The organism is Streptomyces sp. NPDC002853, from assembly GCF_053591915.1.
Map to the genome: position 1 here is coordinate 92,627 of NZ_JBSFUS010000015.1, position 18,133 is coordinate 110,759.

Below are 18,133 nucleotides of genomic sequence, written 5' to 3' on the forward strand. Positions count from 1 at the left end.
GGCGGATGCTCGGCAAGTTCCGAGGGCGTCACTGAGCCGAGCCCTCGACCGCGAGCAGCAGTGTCCCGCCGTCGTACGCCGCGTTCCGTCACCGCGGCGACCCCGCGGCGACGATCCGCTCAGGTGCCCGCATCACGGCCTCCCGGTGAGATCAGTCCGGTCTCGTAGGCGAGCACGACGGCCTGGACACGGTCGCGCAGGTCCAGCTTCGACAGGATGCGGCCGATGTGCGTCTTGACGGTGGTCGTGCTGAGGAACAGGCGGTCGGCGAGTTCGGCGTTGCTCAGGCCCGTCGCGAGCAGCCGGAGCACCTCCGGTTCGCGGGGCGTCAGGCCGGACAGGTCGCGGTGCAGGGCCGCCGGTTCGTTCTCCTCACGGGTGGCGAAGCGTTCGATGAGGCGGCGGGTGATGGTGGGCGCGAGCAGCCCTTCCGTCGTCCTCGACACCCGCGAACGCGTCCACGACCTCGGCGTCTGCAAGGCGATCGGCATGTCACCGCGGCAGGCCGTGGGGCTCGTCCTGGCCTCGGTCGCGGGGATCGGCCTGGCCGGCGGTCTCGTGGGTGTGCCCGCCGGGTTCGCGCTGCACGACTTCGTGCTGCCCGCGATGGGGCGCGCGGCGGGCACCGGTCTGCCGCCCTCGGTCCTGGACGTCTACGCGACCCCGCGGCTGGTCCTCCTGTGCTTCGCGGGGGTCGTCATCGCACTCCTGGGCGCACTGCTCCCCGCGACCTGGGCGGCACGGACCCGTACGGCCACCGCGCTGCGTACCGAGTGAGGGTTTCAGGGCCCGGCCGGCGGCCACTGGGGGCGTTGGTCGGCCGGGAGTGCCTGCAGGGCGTGGCCGACCGTGCGGTGGCCGGGGAGCAGTTCCGTGCTGCCGGTCAGCGTCAGCATCTCCGACAGCCGTCGGCCCGCACCCGCGAGCAGCAGTCTGCCCTCGCGGCGGGCGAGCAGCCAGCGCACGGCGAGCAGGCAGTTCAGTCCGCGCGAGTCGCAGAACATCAGCGCCGTCACGTCAAGGACCAGATGCCGGTGCCCGGCCTCGACGGAAGCGCCGAGGGTACGCAGAAAGTACTCCTCGCATGACTGGTCGAGCTCGCCGCTGACCCGCAGCACCGCGGAGTCGGAGCAACTCGCGAGCTCGGTGATGGTCAGGCGATGGGTCTCAGTGGACATCACACCCCCATGAGCCATCGTACCGAGATCAGCCCAGTGGCCTCTCCCGAAACAGCTCCGTGCGGCGCGTGCCCCGCTGTTCCCCGTCTCCTGGCCCGTCCCGGCCCGCTCTGGCCCGCGCCGTCTACCTCTTGTCGACGAGCTTGGCCCGCAGCCGTCCGAGGATCCGGCTGAGGATGCGCGAGACGTGCATCTGGGAGATTCCCAGCTCCGCACCGATCTCACTCTGCGTCATGTCGGCGGCGAAGCGCATCGCGAGGATCTTGCGTTCGCGGGCCGACAGCGCGGCGATGAGCGGCTTCAGGGAGTGCAGGTCCTCGACCTTGTCCAGTGCCGGGTCGCTGTAGCCGACGTGATCGGCCAGCGTGTCGTCCGAGTCGACGCCGTCGGCCGGGAAGTCCAGGGAGGCCGTGGTGTAGCCATTGGCCGCGGTGAGACCTTCGCTGATCTCGGCCTCGTCCAGGTCCAGGTGCTCGGCGAGTTCGGCCGTGGTCGGGGCGTGGCCGTTGGCCTGTTCGAGGTCGGTGGTGGCCTTGACCAGGTCGAGGCGCAGTTCCTGCAGCCGCCGCGGGACGCGGACCGCCCACGTGGTGTCGCGGAAGAAACGCTTGATCTCGCCCATGATCGTCGGCAGCGCGAAGGTGGTGAACTCCACGCCACGCTCGAGGTCGAAGCGGTTGATCGCCTTGATCAGACCGATCGTGCCGACCTGCACCACGTCCTCGAACGACTCATCGCGCGAGCGCATCCGATGCGCCGCGTACTGCACGAGGTTGAGGTTCAGCTCCACCAGGGAGTTGCGTACGTACGCGTGCTCGGGTGTCCCTTCCTCCACCTCGTCCATGCGGGCGAACAGCGCCTTGGAGAGGGCCCGGATGTCGGCGGTGCGCCGGCTGCCGCTGTTCGGCCCGGTGTACGGCGGGGGGTGCTCGGTGTCCGTCGGCTCGGCGGCGGTGAAGTCGGGGCCGGCGGTATGTCGTTCGGCGTACGACATCGTGGAGGCTGTGCTGCTGGTCGTCGGGGCCACCGTCGTCACTCCCGGTCCAGATGGCGCCCTCCGTACGAGAGCGCGCTGTGCACGGGCTCCTACCCGCCATCTCCCGTTACATTCCCGTGACTTGACTCTCCGTATAGGAAGCGTCTTCCGGGGAACTCGGCTCAACCGTGGGATGACACGGGAGGTGGACGGCTGTGATCTGGTGGATGTGGCTGGCCGCGGTGCTTGTCGCGCTGCTCCTGCTGGCCGGTGCGGTCCTCGGGGTTCAAGCGAAACGCCGTGGCGGTGGCGCGATCGTGGTCCGGCGGGGGCGCCGCGCGGGACGCGGGGGGATTCGATGATCACCCTGATGCTCGTCGCGGAGCTCACCAAGCGGCCTGTGGTCACGCTCGGCGGGGAGGCGGTGGCCCAGGTCAAGGACACCGTCTTCGACGCTTCGGGCGGGCAGATCACCGGCTTCACGCTGGCGGGCCGCGGGCTGTTGTCCGGCCCGCTCAAGCAGAGCCTGCCCTGGTCCGGCGTCCACGCCCTCGGAGCGGACGCGGTGATGATCCCTTCCGCCGATGTCCTGCAGGCCAGGGACGCGGTGGTGGACAGGGGTGAGGCCGACACCGGTCAGGTGCGTGGCGCCCGCGTACTGAGCGATGGGGGGCTGGAGTTGGGCACCGTACTGGACGCCGTGGTGGAGAGCGGCACCAGCGGCCGGGTGGCCGGCTTCGAGATCGCGACCACCGAGGCGATGGGCCGCCACGAACGCAAGGCGTTCCTGCCGGCGCACGGGCAACTGGCCATGACCGGGGACACCCTGGTGATCCCGGCCGGGCTCGCGGAGCAGGCGGTGGACGACCTCGACGCGCTGGCCGCGGCATGGGAGCGGTCCCGGGCCGCGGGCGGGACGGGGCTCCGGAAGGGGGAAGCGTGATGATGCTGCTCAGCCAGGTCCTGGGACATCCGGTCATCGGCGCCGATGACGCACGGCCCGCCGGTGAGGTGGCCGGACTCCGCATCGATCCACGGACCCGCCGGATCACGGAGCTGTATCTGCGGGGCGCCAGGAACGGCGGCGACAGTATTCCCTGGGCGCAGGTGCGCGGGATGGGCCCGGACGCCGTGATCATCGACACCACCGCCGCCGCGACCGAGGCGGTAGGCGGCGCTTCACACTCGCGCGCGCACAAGAAATTGCTGGGCAAGCGGGTTCTCACCGAGTACGGCGAGGACATCGGCACGCTCACCGAAGTCACGTTCGACCCGGACACCGGCGGCATCGGCGATCTCTACATCGGGCGCGAACAGGTTCCCGGCACTCGCCTGGTGGGCCTGGGCTCCTTTGCGGTGGTCCTCGGCGCGGGCATTCCGACCGTGCCCGCGGGCTGATCCACCCCGCGCCGGGCCGGCCACCCCATCGGGTGAGACTGCGCCCCCGGCCGTCGGGCAGGCGAAACGCCATGCGAGTCATCAGCCTGATCGAACACGCCATGGAGCGTTGGACAACCACCCTGTGGACCCTGCTGCTTCCACCGAAACAGAAGCGCGGGGAAGTGGTCGCCATACTGCGTCGGCAGTGCGACGACAGCGCGTTGATCCTCGGGCGGGAACGCGTGCTCGTGCCCAATTCGTTCGTCATCGACCTGCCGCCGGAGAGCCACCGACAGCTGACCACCGCCGGCACGGAGCTGAACCGCTACCTCGCCGCTCAGGTGCACCGGCACGCCGCCGAGCAGGGCTACACGTTCGCCGGGCCCGTGGCCGTCAGCCTGCGGTCGGCCGGTGGTGACGCGGTGGGCAGGTTCCAGATCCGCGGCCACATCGCCCCCCAGAAGACGGGGTGATCCACGGGCCCGGCCCCCAGCCGCAGAAACGCTGCGTTTCGAGCGAAGCAATATGTGTGCCGGCCGTGAGAGAAATCAGCGGCAGGCGCTCTGAGTATTTCTTGGGCGACGCCCGGACAGCAATTATTGACCACGCGGCGACGGCCGCACCGTGCTACTGTCGATCTCAGTTGCAGTTGTGGTTCCCAAAAAACTTCAAGTGCCCTCACCGCCTTTTCGGCCGGTGGGAGCACTTTTGTATTTCCGGTCATTTCCGGCGGGGCAATCATCGCGGCGACACGGAGTCCGCACAGTGCGGCTCCGGGCACTGCCCCGAAGGAGATTATTATGGCTAACGGCACCGTGAAGTGGTTCAACTCGGAAAAGGGCTTCGGCTTCATCGAGCAGGACGGCGGCGGCCCCGACGTCTTCGCCCACTACTCGAACATCGCCGCCCAGGGTTTCCGTGAGCTCCAGGAAGGCCAGAAGGTGAGCTTCGACATCGCCCAGGGCCAGAAGGGCCCGACGGCCGAGAACATCGTTCCCGCCTGACGCTCACGCGTACTTTGCAGCTGGGGCCCGCACCTTGGGGTGCGGGCCCCAGCTCGTGCATTTTTAGCATCATCCAGGGTCACTGATTCCTGCGCGCATATCTTTTCGCTGATATCGCGCATGACGTGCCCTGCCCGGAACGTCCGACGTTCCCGCGCATCCGCCCGCAGAACATTGCAGCCGGCCGGATTCGCCTCACGCATTCCATCCGGCCCGTTCTCGCGATTATCCGCGCTGCGTTCTCGCTGCGGAAATTCCTTGGTACGTGCCGCATCGAGGAAGGTTCCGCATGAACCGCACACGCTCGAACGACCGCCCTTACCGTGCCCGCTCCGGCTCTGGCTCCGGCTCCGGATCGCGCTCCGGCTCCGGCGCACCTCGCCGTTCCGGTGGCTACGGCCGCCGCCCGTCGGCACCCCAGGGCGAGTTCGCCCTGCCGGTCACCGTCACCCCCGCCCTCCCGGCCGTCGAGGCGTTCGCGGATCTCGCGATGCCGGCGCCGCTGCTCGCCGCGCTCGGCCGCGAAGGCATGAGCGTGCCGTTCCCGATCCAGGGGGCGACGCTGCCCAACTCCCTCGCCGGCCGTGACGTACTCGGCCGTGGCCGCACCGGTTCGGGCAAGACCCTCGCCTTCGGACTCGCGCTGCTCGCCCGTACGGAAGGCATGCGCGCCGAGCCGCGCCAGCCGCTCGCCCTGGTCCTCGTGCCCACCCGCGAACTGGCCCAGCAGGTCACCGACGCGCTCACGCCGTACGCCCGCGCCCTGCGTCTGAAGCTCGCCACGGTGGTCGGCGGCATGTCGATCGGCAGGCAGGCCGGTGCCCTTCGCGGCGGCGCCGAGGTCGTCGTCGCCACGCCCGGCCGTCTGAAGGACCTCATCGACCGCGGCGACTGCCGGCTGAACCAGGTCGGCATCACCGTCCTGGACGAGGCCGACCAGATGGCCGACATGGGCTTCATGCCCCAGGTCACCGCGCTGCTCGACCAGGTGCGTCCCGAGGGCCAGCGGATGCTGTTCTCGGCCACGCTCGACCGCAACGTCGACCTGCTGGTCCGCCGCTACCTCAACGACCCGGTGGTCCACTCCGTCGACCCCTCGCAGGGCGCGGTCACCACGATGGAGCACCACGTGCTGCACGTGCACGGCGCGGACAAGAACCAGGCCACCACCGAGATCGCGGCCCGCGACGGCCGGGTGATCATGTTCCTGGACACCAAGCACGGCGTCGACCGGCTGACCGAGCACCTGCTGAACAGCGGTGTGCGCGCCGCGGCCCTGCACGGCGGGAAGTCCCAGCCGCAGCGCACGCGGACCCTGACCCAGTTCAAGACCGGTCACGTGACCGTGCTCGTGGCGACCAACGTCGCCGCACGCGGGATCCACGTCGATAACCTCGACCTGGTCGTGAACGTCGACCCGCCCACCGACCACAAGGACTACCTCCACCGTGGTGGGCGTACGGCGCGTGCCGGTGAGTCCGGCAGCGTGGTGACCCTCGTGACACCGGGCCAGCGTCGCGACATGAGCCGCCTGATGGCCGCCGCGGGCATCACCCCGCAGACGACCCAAGTGCGCTCCGGCGAGGAGGAGTTGACCCGCATCACCGGCGCACAGGCTCCTTCCGGCATCCCGGTCACCATCGCGAGGCCGGTCACGGAGCGCCCCCGGCGCGGCAGTTCCGCGTCCTTCCGTGGCCGCCGCAGCCGCAGCGCCCAGGACCGCCGCACCGACCGCGCCCCGCGCCGCCCGGCGCAGGGTCCGTCGAGCTCGGCGGCCTAGAGCTCTCACGACCAGCAGGCTCACCCACCTTTGCAGGAGGCACCTTTGACACCGGTTCAGGCACCGTCATGCGGACCGCAGGTCCGTGACGACATGACCGTCGAGCTCGCCCTGTCGGTGATGGACGGCGCGGATGCCGTCCATCTGTTCCTGTGCGACGAGGACGACCAGCGCACACGCCTGATCACGCGTGCCCGGCTCGTCGAGGTCCGTGAAGGCCCCGCCTACACGGACCAGGTCCGCCTACGGGACGTTCTCGCCCTCACGCGTTGAGCGTCCCACCCCTGTCAGCCGCCCCATCTCCGTACCTGTGAGGCACCATGCGCTGTGTCATCGCCCGTTTCCCCTTCGACCTCACCAAGGCCGGGGTGCTCGACACGATGAAGGGGGTCAAGCCCGAGCCCGTCACGGGTGACTCCGTCATCATCGGCCGCCGCCACTACCCCATCAAGCAGGTGGGTGCGGTGATCACCCGGCAGGACCGGCGTGACTTCAGCGCCGGGGAGGTCACCCGCGCCATGCGGCTGCTCGGCTTCACCTGCCGCACGCCTTCCGAGGACGCCGCCCCGCGCGACCTCACCCCGCTCCAGACGGCATCGGCGCTGCTCGGCGCCCCTGCTGCCGTGTAGCGGGCGAAGCACGACACGAACACCAGATCCACGAAGAGGGCCCCGCCGGTGTACCGGCGGGGCCCTCTTCGCGTTGTCCGCTCGCATGCGTCAGTGGGGCAGACCATAAAATCTATGCTCGTCATGGTAGACATTGAGCTGTCGCATGATTAAGGTTTCTCTCGTACCTGGAAACCCAGAGGGAGAACGGAGGGAGCAGACGCCATCAGGATCGCCCGGCCCGAGATCGTTTCGGCCCGGGTACCGCAAGACCCCGGAACGGAAGGTGGTCCTCGGTCACGCATCTGCGATCCCCGCATTTCCGCCCTTTCGCAGGGCCGGACAGCGGAAACAGGAGGTCGGCGCAGCAATAGGGCCGACGGATGGTGTTGAATTTCCTTCGGGGCCCTGGTGCCGTACGGCACCAGGGCCCCTCGACGCGTTGGCATAACGAGGTGACATGACAGCAGATACCCCGCTCAGTGGTCGTCTGGACGACGACGACTACCCCGCCTACACCATGGGGCGGGCCGCCGAGATGCTCGGCACCACTCCCGGCTTTCTGCGGGCCATCGGTGAGGCCCGCCTGATCACGCCGCTCCGCTCGGAAGGCGGGCACCGGCGGTACTCCCGCTACCAACTGCGGATCGCCGCTCGCGCCCGCGAGCTGGTGGACCAGGGGACCCCGGTCGAGGCGGCCTGCCGCATCGTCATCCTCGAGGACCAGCTGGAGGAGGCACAGCGCATCAACGCCAAGTACCGCCGCGCCTCGGCGGAGTCGGGCGAAAGCCCGAACTGAGCCCCGCCCCTCCCGGCAGGGGTCGCTCCCCCGGCAGGCCCGGTTCACGCGACCGGCGGCCACTCCCCCGGGGCGAGAACCCCCAGGGCGTACGCCCGCGCCACCAGTTCCGTACGGTTCGCCGCGCCCCAGCGCTCGGTCAGGCGGCGCAGATGGTAGGTGACGCCGTCCGTGGTGAGGCCCGTTCCGCGGGCCGCCTGAGCCGTGGTGGCGCCACCGGCCAGCAGGGCCAGGATGCGGGCCTCGGCCGCGGTGACGGACTCGGCGGGTGGTGCGGGAGCGGGGGCGTGTTGCTCGCCGAGGACGCGCAGCAGCACCAGGAGCCCGGGGACCGCGTCGGCTGTGTCGCTCACCGGCTCCGCCGTCAGCTCGCCGTGGCGGCGCACCCCGTCGGCCGCGTCCCAGCGCACCGCGACGGGGTAGCGCGAGCGGCGCCCCAGGCGCACGGCCTCCGCGATCCGCAGGACCTGCGTCTTCTCCTCCGGGCGGAACAGCTCCAGTACGTTGCGGCCGCGCAGGGAGCCGGAGGTCTCGCCCCATTCCGCCGTCATCGCCGGATTGGCGAGGATGATCCCCCCGTTCGCGTCGCACACCGCGATCGGCATCGGGATGCGGTCAAAGAGGGTCATGGCGCGGTTGCGCCACAGCACGGAGTCCGTGGAGTCCACCGGGCGTCTCCTTCCGGCAGGGGCGATCGAGGGCGCGGCAGTCACGGGCAGGGCAGTCACCGGCGGGACAGTCGCGGGCGGGCAGTCAAGAGCTGGGCGTCGTTGCCCACTACACAATCATGTAGTGGCACGGCGCGGACCCGCGGGGACCGGCGATCAAGCTGGTGAGAAGTGACTTCCGTACGGCGAAAGGCAGTTGTCACGCCATGCCCCCCACCACCACCGCACCGCTCCCCCAGGACGCCGGCTCCGGCCTCGACGGCGTGCCGCTGATCGACATCTCCGCCACCGGGCCGGGGCCCGCCCCGCTGCAGCAGGTCATGGAGCTGGTCCGCCGGCACGGACCCGTGGTGCGACGGCGGCTGCACGGCCGCGACGCGCTGTTCGTGAGCGATCTCGATCTCGTGACCGAGCTCGCCGACGAGACCCGGTTCGCCAAGCACGTCGGACCCGCCCTGGAGAACGTGCGCGAGTTCACCGCCGACGGACTGTTCACCGCGTACAACGACGAGCCCAACTGGGCCCGTGCGCACGACATCCTGATGCCCGCGTTCGCCCTGGGTTCGATGCGTACGTATCACCCGGTGATGCTGCGCGTCGCCCGTCGGCTCGTCGAGTCGTGGGACCGGGGTGCGCGTGACGGGCGTCCCGTGGACGTGCCGGGCGACATGACCCGGATGACCCTGGACACGATCGGGCTCGCCGGGTTCGGCTACGACTTCGGTTCGTTCGAGCGGGCCGAGCCGCATCCCTTCGTCGACGCGATGGTGCGCTGCCTGGAGTGGAGCATGAGGCGGCTGAGCCGTACGCCGGGCAGCGACCACACGGCGGCGGACGCGGCCTTCCGGGCGGACGCCGGATATCTGGCGCAGGTGGTGGACGAGGTGATCTCCGCGCGGCAGGGCGGCACACCCGGCGCGGGACCCGCCGATGACCTGCTCGGCCTCATGCTCAGCGCCGCGCACCCGGGCGACGGCACGACGCTGGACACCGCCAACATCCGCAACCAGGTCATCACCTTCCTGATCGCGGGGCACGAGACGACGTCCGGCGCGATGTCGTTCGCGCTGTACTACCTGGCCAAGCACCCCGCCGTGCTCGACCTCGTGCGGCGCGAGGTCGATGCCCTGTGGGGCGACAACCCCGATCCGGAGCCGACCTTCGACGACGTCGGGCGGCTCAGCTACACCCGTCAGGTCCTCAACGAGGCGCTGCGGCTGTGGCCGACGGCCGCCGCGTTCGGCCGCCACGCCCGCGAGGACACGCTCCTCGGCGGCCTCATCCCGCTGCGCAAAGGGCAGGGCGTCACCGTCCTGGCGCCGATGCTGCACCGGCAGCCCGTGTGGGGCGACAACCCGGAGCTCTTCGACCCGGCGCGCTTCACCGCCGAGGCGGAGGCCGCGCGCTCCCCGCACGCGTTCAAGCCGTTCGGCACCGGTGAACGGGCTTGTATCGGGCGGCAGTTCGCGCTACACGAGGCGACGATGCTGCTCGGGATGCTGGTGCATCGCTACCGGCTGCACGACCACGCCGGCTACCGGCTCACCGTCAAGGAGACGCTCACCCTCAAGCCCGACGGCTTCACGCTCACGCTGACGCCGCGCACCGCCGCCGACCGCGTGCACGGCGCGCTGCCGGGCGTGACGGCCGCCCACTCCGTGGCGGATCCCGACGCCGCCGCCCTGCCCGCGCGCGTCAGGCCCGGCACCCGCGCACTCTTCCTGCACGGCAGCAACTACGGGACCTGCCGCGACTTCGCGGCCCAACTCGCGGACGAGGCGGCGTCGATGGGCTGCGAGACGGAAGTCGCGCCGCTGGACGAGTACGCCGGAGCCCTTCCCCGCGACCGCCCCGTCATCATCACCGCCGCCTCCTACAACGGCCGCCCCACCGACGACGCCACCGCGTTCGCCTCCTGGCTGGACGGCGCCGCCGACACCACCGCCGACGACGTCGCCTACGCGGTCCTCGGCGTGGGCGACCGCAATTGGGCCGCCACGTACCAGCACGTCCCGACGCGCTTCGACGAGCGGCTCGCGGAGCTGGGCGGCACCCGGCTCCTGGAGCGTACGGCGGCCGACGCTTCGGGCGATCTGGGCGGCGCCGTACGCGAGTTCACCGCGCGGCTGCGCGGGGCCCTGCTTGAGCGGTACGGCGATCTGGACGCGCCGGCGGCACCGGACTCCACGGTCTCGTCGGACGCGTACGAGGTCCGCGAGCTGACCGGCGGCCCGCTGGACGCGCTCGCCGCGCGGCACGGTCTCGTCCCGATGACGGTCAGCGAGGCCCACGACCTCACCGCGCCCGGACACCCCCGCACGAAGCGTTTCGTACGGCTCGCCCTGCCCGAGGGCACGACCTATCGCACCGGTGACCACCTCACCGTGCTGCCCGTCAACGACCCGGCGCTCGTGGAGCGGGCCGCCGCCGCCCTCGGAGTGGACCTGGACGCCGTCCTCGACATCCGCGCGAGCCGCCCGCGCCGCGACGGCCTCGCCGTGGACCGGCCCTTGACGGTACGTCAACTGCTGGCACACCACGTCGAGTTGCAGGACCGGCCCACCGCGGAGCAGCTCGCCGTACTCGCCGCCGCCAACCCCTGCCCGCCGGAGCGGGCCGAGCTCGCGGCCCTCGCCTCCGACGACGGGGCCCGCGCGGGTGACGGCCGCACACTGCTCGAACTGGTGGAGGCCTGCCCTGCCCTGCGCGGGGCTCTGGAGTGGCGGCGGCTGCTCGACGTGCTCACGCCGCTGCGGCCCCGCCACTACTCGGTGTCCTCGTCGCCGGGCGCGCAGCCCGGCCACGCCGACCTGATGATCTCGCTCCTGGAGGCACCGGCCCGCTCGGGCAGCGGGCGGCTGTACCGCGGGACGGGATCTGGTCACCTCAACCGGGTGCGGCCGGGCGACACCGTCCTGGCCAGGGTCCAGCCCTGCCGCGAGGCCTTCCGCATCGACCACGCGGACGCCGCGCCCGTCATCATGGTCGCCGCGGGCACCGGCCTCGCGCCGTTCCGCGGGACCATCGCGGACCGTACGGCCCTGATCGCGTCCGGCGCCCAACTGCCGTCCGCCCTCTGCTACTTCGGCTGCGACCACCCGGACGCCGACTTCCTGCACGCGGCGGAACTGCGCGCCGCGGAGGCCGCCGGAGCGGTCTCGCTGCGGCCGGCCTTCAGCGCCGCCCCCGTCGACGGGGTGGCCTTCGTCCAGCACCGCATCGCGGCGGAGGGCGAGGAGGTGTGGGCCCTGTTGACCGCCGGAGCCCGGGTGTACGTGTGCGGCGACGGCTCCCGCATGGCTCCGGGCGTGCGGGACGCCCTGCGCGCACTCCACCGAAACCGCACCCCAGGGGCCACGCCCGAGGACTCCGCCCGCTGGCTCGACGGGCTGACCGCGCAGGGACGTTACGTGGAGGACGTGTACGCGGCGGGGTAAGGAACGCGACGCGGGGACGGGCGGCTCACGCCGGGCCCGCGGGGAACAACTCCCGCAACGCGTGGGCCGTTTCGTCGCTGTGTATGTGGTGCAGGCCTCTGATGCCCAGGCGGGCCGCGCCGGTCAGGTTGTGCTCCAGGTCGTCGATCATGACGCAGGCGGACGGATCGACGCCGAGGAGATCGCAGGCCGTGCGGTAGATGCGGCGGCCCGGCTTGCGGGAGCCGATCCGGCTGGAGATCACCACGACGTCCGCGAGCGCGTCCAGGTCGTAGCCCTGATAGCAGTCGTCGCCGAGGGCGTTCGACACGATCGCCACCGGGACGCCCTGGGCGCGCAGCCCGCTCAGCGCCGCGAGCATCGTCTCGTCCGGGCGCATCCCCGCCCCGATCGCGGTGACGAGGCCCGCGGGTTCGACGTCCACGCCCTTCTCGCGCAGCCGCCCCGCGATGCCCCGCTCGAAGTCGGCCTCGCTCATGCGCCCGCACTCGTGCTCCACCAGGAGCGCCGAGGACTCCGTGTCCTCGCGGAAGAGCCGCTCGATCAGGAGCGGATCGTCGCTCACCCGCGTGGACCAGGCACGGAACGAGTCGAGCACGCTGGTGGTCAGCACCCCGCCGAAGTCGGTGAGCACCGCACGCGGCGGGCCTTCCGCCCTCGCCTCGAGCACCTCGTCCACTGTTGCCTCCTCAAGTCCCGCCCTTTGCGGCGTAGTCGAATCGTCGGTCGAGAATCTCAAGGACCCGCTCGCCCCAGCGCAGGTTCGCCTCCTCCAGGGATCTGCCGGCCATGAGCGTGAGGTAGGGGCCGACACGCTCGGCCTCTCGCAGGTACGTCTCCTCCTCGCGGTCGCCGAGGAGGTGCAGGCGCAGTCGTTCGTACCGGGCCAGCTTGCCCCGCGACCACTCCATGCGCTCCTCGATCAGCGCGCGGGTGGTGGCCGGGTCGCCGCCGTCCATGGCCTGCACCTTGACCATGAGCTCGTCCCGGATGGCGATGGGGCGGGGCGGCTCGGCGGCGAAGGCGTGCAGATCCCGCAGGCCGGTGTCGGTGAGCGTGAACATCCGTTTGTTCGGCCTGCGTTCCTGCTGCACCACACGTGCGTCGATCAGGCCGTCGGCGGCCAGTCGCTCCAGCTCGCGGTAGAGCTGCTGGGGAGTCGCGGACCAGAAGTTGGACACGGAGACGTCGAAGATCTTGGCCAGGTCGTAGCCGGACGACTCGCCCTCCAGGAGCGCCGCGAGCACCGCGTACCTCAGAGACATCTGGACACCGTACACCGATGCGAATACTCTCCTTTGCACCTACTCAACAAGTTGACTATCAACGCTTACCTGCGAGGTGTGGGCATGCAGGCTTTCCGCAAGGCCGTCGAGGCCAACGATCACGCGGCCGTCGAGGCGCTCCTGGCCGAGGACGTGGTCTTCTCCAGTCCGGTCGTGTTCCGTCCCTACCCGGGCAAGGCGACGACCGCCGCGATCCTGCGCGGCGTGACACGGGTCTTCGAGGATTTCCGGTACGTACGCGAGATCAACGACGCCGGGGGCCGTGACTCCGCGCTCGTCTTCGAGGCGCGGGTCGGCGACCGGCAGATCACCGGCTGCGACTTCCTGCACGTGAACGAGGAGGGCCTGATCGACGAGTTCATGGTGATGGTCCGCCCCCTGTCGGCCGCACAGGCACTCGCGGAAGCCATGGGCGCCCAGTGGGACCGGATCACCCAGGAGGCGGCCGGCGCCTAGACGGGCGGCGCGCGCCTACCAGGCGCGTGCCGACCTGATCAGGTGGTCGTGCACGAGGGCGACGTGCGGATTGTCCGCGGAGCCCGGTCGGCGCACCAGGAAGCCCGTGTTGATCGGGGCGTCCTCCGGGTCGTGGAGGAGGGTCAGGGCGCCGGCGGCCAGGGCGTCACGGCAGAGGTAGCGGGGCAGCACGGCGAATCCCGCGCCCGCGGTGACCGCCGAGAGGACGCCGCGCAGGTCGGGGACCGTGACGGAGGCCTCGCAACTCAGCCGCTTGCCGAAGACGTGCCGCCAGTAGCGGCGGGCGATCGGCAGATCATCGGCGTAGCTCACCAGCGGCACGCCGAGCAGTACCCCGGGGCCGTCCGCGGCGATCCGCGCGCCGCCGCCGATGCGCTCGGCCCACGCGGGGGCCGCGACCAGGACGAACTCCTCGTCCGCAAGCGGCACCGAGCTGAGGGAGCGACCGCGGGGCCGGGCCGTGGCGATCACCAGGTCGTGCCGTCCCGCCCGCAGCTCGTCCAGGAGCCGGTCGGTCAGGCCCGTCGTCACGCGCAGCCTGACCCCCTGCTCGACCAGCGGCGCCAACGCGGGGAGCGCGCAGTGGCAGAGCATCTCGGCCGGGCCCGCCAGATGGACGGGTTCGGCGGGGGCGCCGTCGAAGGGGCCGCCGTGTCCGGTGACGGCGGCGAGCGCGTCGAGGGGGTCGACGATCCGGGCGGCGAGCGCGTCTGCGTACGGCGCGGGGGCCACGCCCCGCGGCAGCCGCTCGAAGAGCTCCCGGCCGACCTGCCGCTCCAAGGCCCTGATCTGTGTGGTGACGGTGGGCTGCGAGAGGCCGAGCACGCGGGCCGCGGCGGTGAAGGAACCCGAGCGGTACACGGCGAGGAAGGTCCGCAGCAGGTTCAGGTCCAGCGGACCGGCCCCCGCGCTCCCCGTGGCTATTCCCGCCGAACCATCGGAATTCCTATCTCCCATATGGGTCAGCCTATTGGATTTCGTTGGCTGCACGCGCCTACCTTCGAGGACAGCACCGCCTGACGCTCTGAGCACAGAACGTCAGAGATTCCAGCCTCGGAGAGACACCATGTCCAAGATTCTGTTCGTCGTGACCGGCGCCGACCACTGGACGCTGGCTGACGGCACCCAGCACCCGACCGGCTTCTGGGCCGAGGAGGCCGTCGCACCGTACGAGGCGTTCAAGGCCGCGGGGCACGAGATCGTCGTCGCCACACCGGGCGGCGTCGTGCCGACCGTCGACCAGGCGAGCCTCGCGCCCGAGTTCAACGGCGGCGAGGAAGGCGCCGAGAAGGTCGCCGCCACGCTCGCGGAGATCGCCGAGTTCCTGGCGCCCGTCAAGCTGGAGGAGGTCGACCTCGCCGAGTACGCCGCGGTCTTCTACCCCGGTGGCCACGGCCCCATGGAGGACCTCGCCGTCAACGCCGAGTCCGGCAGGCTGCTCAGCTCCGCGCTGGAGATCGGCATGCCCGTCGGAGTCGTCTGCCACGGGCCCGCCGCTCTGCTCGCGGCCACCAAGGAGGACGGCTCCAACGCGTTCGCGGGATACGCGCTGACCGGCTTCACCAATGCCGAGGAGACGCAGTCCGGCTTCGCCGACAAGGCCAAGTGGCTCCTGCAGGACCGGCTCGTCGCGGCGGGCGCCGACTTCCAGGAGGGCGAGGCGTGGGCCCCCAAGGTGGTCGTCGACCGCAACCTGGTCACCGGCCAGAACCCGGCGTCCTCGGCTCCCCTCGCGGACGAGCTGCTCAAGAAGCTGGCCTGACCTCATGGGCAACGACCGGCTCGAAGAGGTCCTCGACGCCACCTACGACTCCCTCACCCGGTACGGCGTACGGCGCACCACGATGGACGACATCGCCTCCACGATGGGCGTGTCCCGGTCAGCGGTCTATCAGTACGTACGCAACAAGGACGACGCCTTCCGCAAGCTCGCCGAGCGTCTGCACGCCGAGGCGCTCGGGCGGGCCCGGCAGGCGGCGGCGGAGGAAACCTCCGCCGCCGCGCGCGTCCGGGGGGTACTCGCCGCCAAGCTCGACCTGGTCCTGCGTCTGGCCGGGGACTCGCCGCACTCCGCCGAACTGCTCGACGCGAAGGCCCGCCTCTTCGGCGACATCTGCGAGGGGTTCACCGGCTCGCTGCGGCGCCTGCTCGTCGACCTGTTCACCGAGGCGGGGACCACGGCCGCGGTGGAGCCCGCCGAAGCCGCCGACATCTGCGTCGCCCTGGTCATGGGCCTGGAGTCCGTGCCCGACGGCCGCGACCTCTTCGGCCCCGCCACGGACGCGCTCCTGACCGGGCTGCTCGGATCGCCGGTCGCCCCGCCGCCCGGCTGATCTGCCCCCTGCCCCTCCCCCCCATGCGAAGCCGCACCTGAGACATCCCGAGGAGACCCCTCATGCACCGCCCCGAAGCACTCGCCCCCGAAGCCCTCGTCGCAGGGCTCCGTGCCACCTTCGCCACCGGCCGCACCCGGCCCCTGGCCTGGCGCGAGGAGCAGCTCACCCAGCTGCGCTCCCTGTTCACGGAGCACCGCGAGGACATCGCGGACGCCCTGCACGCCGACCTGCACAAGCCCCGCACCGAGGCGTACACCGCCGAAGTCGACTTTCCCGTACGGGAGATCGACCACACGCTGGCCCATCTGAAGGAGTGGCTGAGCCCGCAGCCGCTCACGCCCGGCGCCCTCGCGGGACTGCCCGAGGGCTCCACCGCCGGTACGCAGTACGAGCCGCTCGGCACCGTCCTGATCATCGCGCCGTGGAACTACCCCGTGCAGCTGCTGCTCGTCCCCCTCGTTGGCGCGCTGGCCGCGGGCAACACGGCCGTCCTCAAGCCGAGCGAAGTCACCCCGGCCACCTCGCGGTTGATCGCCCGTCTCATCCCGCGGTACCTGGACCCGGAGGCGGTCGCCGTCGTCGAGGGCGGCGTGCCCGAGACCACCGCGCTGCTCGCCCAGCGCTACGACCACATCTTCTACACCGGCAACGGCGCCGTCGGCCGCATCGTGATGCGCGCGGCCGCCGAGCACCTCACCCCGGTCACCCTCGAACTCGGCGGCAAGTCACCCGTGTTCGTGGACCGGGGCGTCGATCTCGCCGCCGTCGCCACCCGTCTGGCCGAGTCCAAGTTCCGCAACGCGGGCCAGACCTGCGTGGCCCCCGACTACGTCCTGACCGACCCGGACACCGCGCCCGCGCTGGCCGAGGAGCTGCGCACGGCCGTGGAGCGGGTGTTCGGCCCGGACCCCAAGGCGTCGGACACGTACGGACGCATCGTCAACGAGCGGCACTTCGACCGGGTCTCGGCGCTCCTCGGCTCCGGGACGACGGCGTTCGGCGGGCAGAGCGACCGCGACGACGTCTACATCGCGCCGACCGTGCTCACCGACGTACGGCCCGACGAGCCGGTGATGCGGGAGGAGATCTTCGGCCCCGTACTGCCGATCGTGAACGTCGACGGGCTCGACGAGGCCATCGCGTTCATCAACGACCGCGACAAGCCGCTGGCCCTCTACGGCTTCACCCAGAGCGAGACCACCCGGCGGCGTCTCGCCGCGGAGACGTCGTCGGGCGGTCTCGGTTTCGGTCTTCCGATGGCCCATCTGCGCGTCCCCGAGCTGCCGTTCGGCGGAGTCGGCGAGAGCGGCGTCGGCAACTACCACGGGCCGCACTCCATCGCCACGTTCAGCCACCGCAAGGCCCGGCTCGACGTGCCGCTGGGCTGACGGGCCGGTCTCCCGGCGGGCCCGCGGTCTCATGACCGCGGGCCCGCCGGACCGAGCAACGCGTCCAGTCCCGCGGTCAGTTGCTCCGGGCCGCCCCGCCCGTCGAGGGCGATGGCGGTGGCCCGCAGGCGCGGGAACTCCTGCGCGGGCATGCGGTGCAGGCCGAGCCGGAAGGCGGGGTCGGGTTCGCCGGGCGCGTCGTCCATGGCCCGCAGTTCCACGAGGAGATAGCCGAGCAGCCACGCCGTGAACGCTCGGTGCACCTGAACCGTACGGCGCTCGCCGAGCCCCGCGCCGTGGAGCAGGGCCAGGACGCGCTCGTCGCCGCGCAGTACGGCCGCCGGGCGGCGGGCCAGTGGGGTGGACAGCAGGCGGGTGGCGAGGAGCGGGACCATGTTCGGGTGCCGCAGCGCGACCCCGTGGGCGGTGAGTGCGATGCGGTGCAACTCCCCTCTCCAGTCCTCGACTTGGGGCTGCCCGGCAAGGCCGGTCTCCAGCTCTTGGTAGAACGCCTCGACCAGGCCGTCCAGGAGGGCGCCCTTGCCGGCCGCGTACCGGTAGAGGGCCATCGCCTCCACACCCAGTTCCGCGCCGAGCTTGCGCATGCTCAGGCCGGAGAGTCCGTCGCGGTCGACGATCTCCAGGGCCGCGGCCAGGACGCGGTCCCTGCTGAGCCGTCCGTAGCGGCCGCGGTCACTGGCGCGACGCCCCTCGGCCGGGTTCACGTCTTTGCCGTGCGGCATGTCCGCCACCTCCGCCTCTTCGGCCCCCTTGACCACAGGGAGCATCGGGTGCAAAGTCTTACATATACGACGT

At 71.3% G+C, this 18,133-nt stretch carries 20 protein-coding genes and 2 pseudogenes; 14 read left to right on the plus strand and 8 right to left on the minus strand.

The annotated features are described in order from the left end of the window. Positions 1–119: 119 nt before the first annotated feature. Positions 120–431 (minus strand): annotated as a pseudogene (locus tag ACWD02_RS35700) (response regulator transcription factor); the annotation flags it as partial. On the opposite strand from ACWD02_RS35700, the pseudogene ACWD02_RS35705 reads away from it, so the two are divergent. After that, positions 430–777: pseudogene (locus ACWD02_RS35705) on the plus strand (FtsX-like permease family protein); the annotation flags it as partial. The pseudogenes ACWD02_RS35700 and ACWD02_RS35705 overlap by 2 nt on opposite strands. A 5-nt stretch (positions 778–782) precedes the next feature. Here the strand turns inward: ACWD02_RS35705 and ACWD02_RS35710 are convergent. Together ACWD02_RS35710 and ACWD02_RS35715 are read right to left on the minus strand one after the other, a co-directional pair. Continuing rightward, positions 783–1,178 (minus strand): STAS domain-containing protein, encoded by a 396-nt coding sequence (locus ACWD02_RS35710; RefSeq protein ID WP_451218754.1) that lies wholly within the window; start codon positions 1,176–1,178, stop codon positions 783–785. Between the two features lie 124 nt (positions 1,179–1,302). After that, positions 1,303–2,205, minus strand: a complete 903-nt coding sequence (locus tag ACWD02_RS35715; RefSeq protein WP_451218757.1) for an RNA polymerase sigma factor SigF — start codon at positions 2,203–2,205, stop codon at positions 1,303–1,305. A 307-nt stretch (positions 2,206–2,512) separates the two neighbouring features. Between ACWD02_RS35715 and ACWD02_RS35720 the strand changes: the two genes are divergently transcribed. The 8 genes from ACWD02_RS35720 (at position 2,513) to ACWD02_RS35755 (ending at position 7,725) form a co-directional block, all read left to right on the plus strand. Continuing rightward, positions 2,513–3,097 (plus strand): PRC-barrel domain-containing protein, encoded by a 585-nt coding sequence (locus ACWD02_RS35720; protein WP_451218760.1) that lies wholly within the window; start codon positions 2,513–2,515, stop codon positions 3,095–3,097. Then, complete coding sequence (locus ACWD02_RS35725; RefSeq protein WP_451218763.1) at positions 3,097–3,552, plus strand: PRC-barrel domain-containing protein; 456 nt, start codon at positions 3,097–3,099, stop codon at positions 3,550–3,552. The genes ACWD02_RS35720 and ACWD02_RS35725 overlap by 1 nt, the downstream gene beginning before the upstream one ends. 71 nt (positions 3,553–3,623) lie before the next feature. After that, positions 3,624–4,007 carry an FhaA domain-containing protein gene (locus ACWD02_RS35730; RefSeq protein ID WP_451218766.1) on the plus strand — a complete coding sequence of 128 codons (384 nt, stop codon included), beginning with the start codon at positions 3,624–3,626 and terminating at the stop codon, positions 4,005–4,007. A 327-nt stretch (positions 4,008–4,334) separates the two neighbouring features. Further along, the gene (locus ACWD02_RS35735; protein ID WP_363206525.1) at positions 4,335–4,538 is read left to right on the plus strand and encodes a cold-shock protein; all 204 of its coding nucleotides are present in this window, start codon (positions 4,335–4,337) and stop codon (positions 4,536–4,538) included. A gap of 289 nt (positions 4,539–4,827) precedes the next feature. Next, a complete protein-coding gene (locus ACWD02_RS35740; RefSeq protein WP_451218769.1) occupies positions 4,828–6,318 on the plus strand; it encodes a DEAD/DEAH box helicase in 1,491 nt (496 codons plus the stop codon). 93 nt (positions 6,319–6,411) lie between these two features. Beyond that, positions 6,412–6,591 (plus strand): hypothetical protein, encoded by a 180-nt coding sequence (locus tag ACWD02_RS35745; protein ID WP_451218772.1) that lies wholly within the window; start codon positions 6,412–6,414, stop codon positions 6,589–6,591. Positions 6,592–6,638: 47 nt separating this feature from the next. Beyond that, complete coding sequence (locus ACWD02_RS35750) at positions 6,639–6,947, plus strand: SCO5918 family protein (RefSeq protein WP_451218775.1); 309 nt, start codon at positions 6,639–6,641, stop codon at positions 6,945–6,947. A 439-nt stretch (positions 6,948–7,386) separates the two neighbouring features. After that, positions 7,387–7,725, plus strand: a complete 339-nt coding sequence (locus tag ACWD02_RS35755; protein ID WP_451218778.1) for a helix-turn-helix domain-containing protein — start codon at positions 7,387–7,389, stop codon at positions 7,723–7,725. Positions 7,726–7,769: 44 nt separating this feature from the next. Here ACWD02_RS35755 and ACWD02_RS35760 read toward each other — a convergent pair whose 3' ends face one another. Further along, positions 7,770–8,354, minus strand: coding sequence for a PAS domain-containing protein (locus tag ACWD02_RS35760; RefSeq protein ID WP_451219165.1), 585 nt, complete (start codon positions 8,352–8,354; stop codon positions 7,770–7,772). A 245-nt stretch (positions 8,355–8,599) separates the two neighbouring features. On the opposite strand from ACWD02_RS35760, the gene ACWD02_RS35765 reads away from it, so the two are divergent. Next, complete coding sequence (locus ACWD02_RS35765) at positions 8,600–11,830, plus strand: bifunctional cytochrome P450/NADPH--P450 reductase (protein WP_451218781.1); 3,231 nt, start codon at positions 8,600–8,602, stop codon at positions 11,828–11,830. Positions 11,831–11,855: 25 nt separating this feature from the next. Here ACWD02_RS35765 and ACWD02_RS35770 read toward each other — a convergent pair whose 3' ends face one another. Then, a complete protein-coding gene (locus tag ACWD02_RS35770) occupies positions 11,856–12,509 on the minus strand; it encodes an HAD family hydrolase (RefSeq protein WP_451218784.1) in 654 nt (217 codons plus the stop codon). Positions 12,510–12,519: 10 nt separating this feature from the next. Continuing rightward, positions 12,520–13,095 (minus strand): PadR family transcriptional regulator, encoded by a 576-nt coding sequence (locus tag ACWD02_RS35775; protein WP_451218787.1) that lies wholly within the window; start codon positions 13,093–13,095, stop codon positions 12,520–12,522. 84 nt (positions 13,096–13,179) lie between these two features. On the opposite strand from ACWD02_RS35775, the gene ACWD02_RS35780 reads away from it, so the two are divergent. Further along, positions 13,180–13,572 (plus strand): nuclear transport factor 2 family protein, encoded by a 393-nt coding sequence (locus ACWD02_RS35780; protein WP_451218790.1) that lies wholly within the window; start codon positions 13,180–13,182, stop codon positions 13,570–13,572. A 15-nt stretch (positions 13,573–13,587) separates the two neighbouring features. Here the strand turns inward: ACWD02_RS35780 and ACWD02_RS35785 are convergent, their stop codons facing one another. Further along, on the minus strand, positions 13,588–14,550 hold the full coding sequence (locus ACWD02_RS35785; protein WP_451218793.1) for a LysR family transcriptional regulator: 963 nt from the start codon (positions 14,548–14,550) through the stop codon (positions 13,588–13,590). A gap of 109 nt (positions 14,551–14,659) precedes the next feature. Here ACWD02_RS35785 and ACWD02_RS35790 point away from each other — a divergent pair, with 109 nt between their 5' ends. The 3 genes from ACWD02_RS35790 (at position 14,660) to ACWD02_RS35800 (ending at position 17,317) form a co-directional block, all read left to right on the plus strand. Next, the gene (locus tag ACWD02_RS35790) at positions 14,660–15,355 is read left to right on the plus strand and encodes a type 1 glutamine amidotransferase domain-containing protein (protein WP_451218796.1); all 696 of its coding nucleotides are present in this window, start codon (positions 14,660–14,662) and stop codon (positions 15,353–15,355) included. Positions 15,356–15,359: 4 nt separating this feature from the next. Then, positions 15,360–15,926, plus strand: coding sequence for a TetR/AcrR family transcriptional regulator (locus ACWD02_RS35795; RefSeq protein ID WP_451218799.1), 567 nt, complete (start codon positions 15,360–15,362; stop codon positions 15,924–15,926). Between the two features lie 62 nt (positions 15,927–15,988). Continuing rightward, a complete protein-coding gene (locus ACWD02_RS35800) occupies positions 15,989–17,317 on the plus strand; it encodes an aldehyde dehydrogenase family protein (RefSeq protein ID WP_451218802.1) in 1,329 nt (442 codons plus the stop codon). A gap of 29 nt (positions 17,318–17,346) precedes the next feature. Here ACWD02_RS35800 and ACWD02_RS35805 read toward each other — a convergent pair whose 3' ends face one another. Beyond that, entirely contained in the window at positions 17,347–18,060 is a 714-nt protein-coding gene (locus tag ACWD02_RS35805; RefSeq protein WP_451218804.1) for a TetR/AcrR family transcriptional regulator, read from the minus strand. Positions 18,061–18,133: the final 73 nt, after the last annotated feature.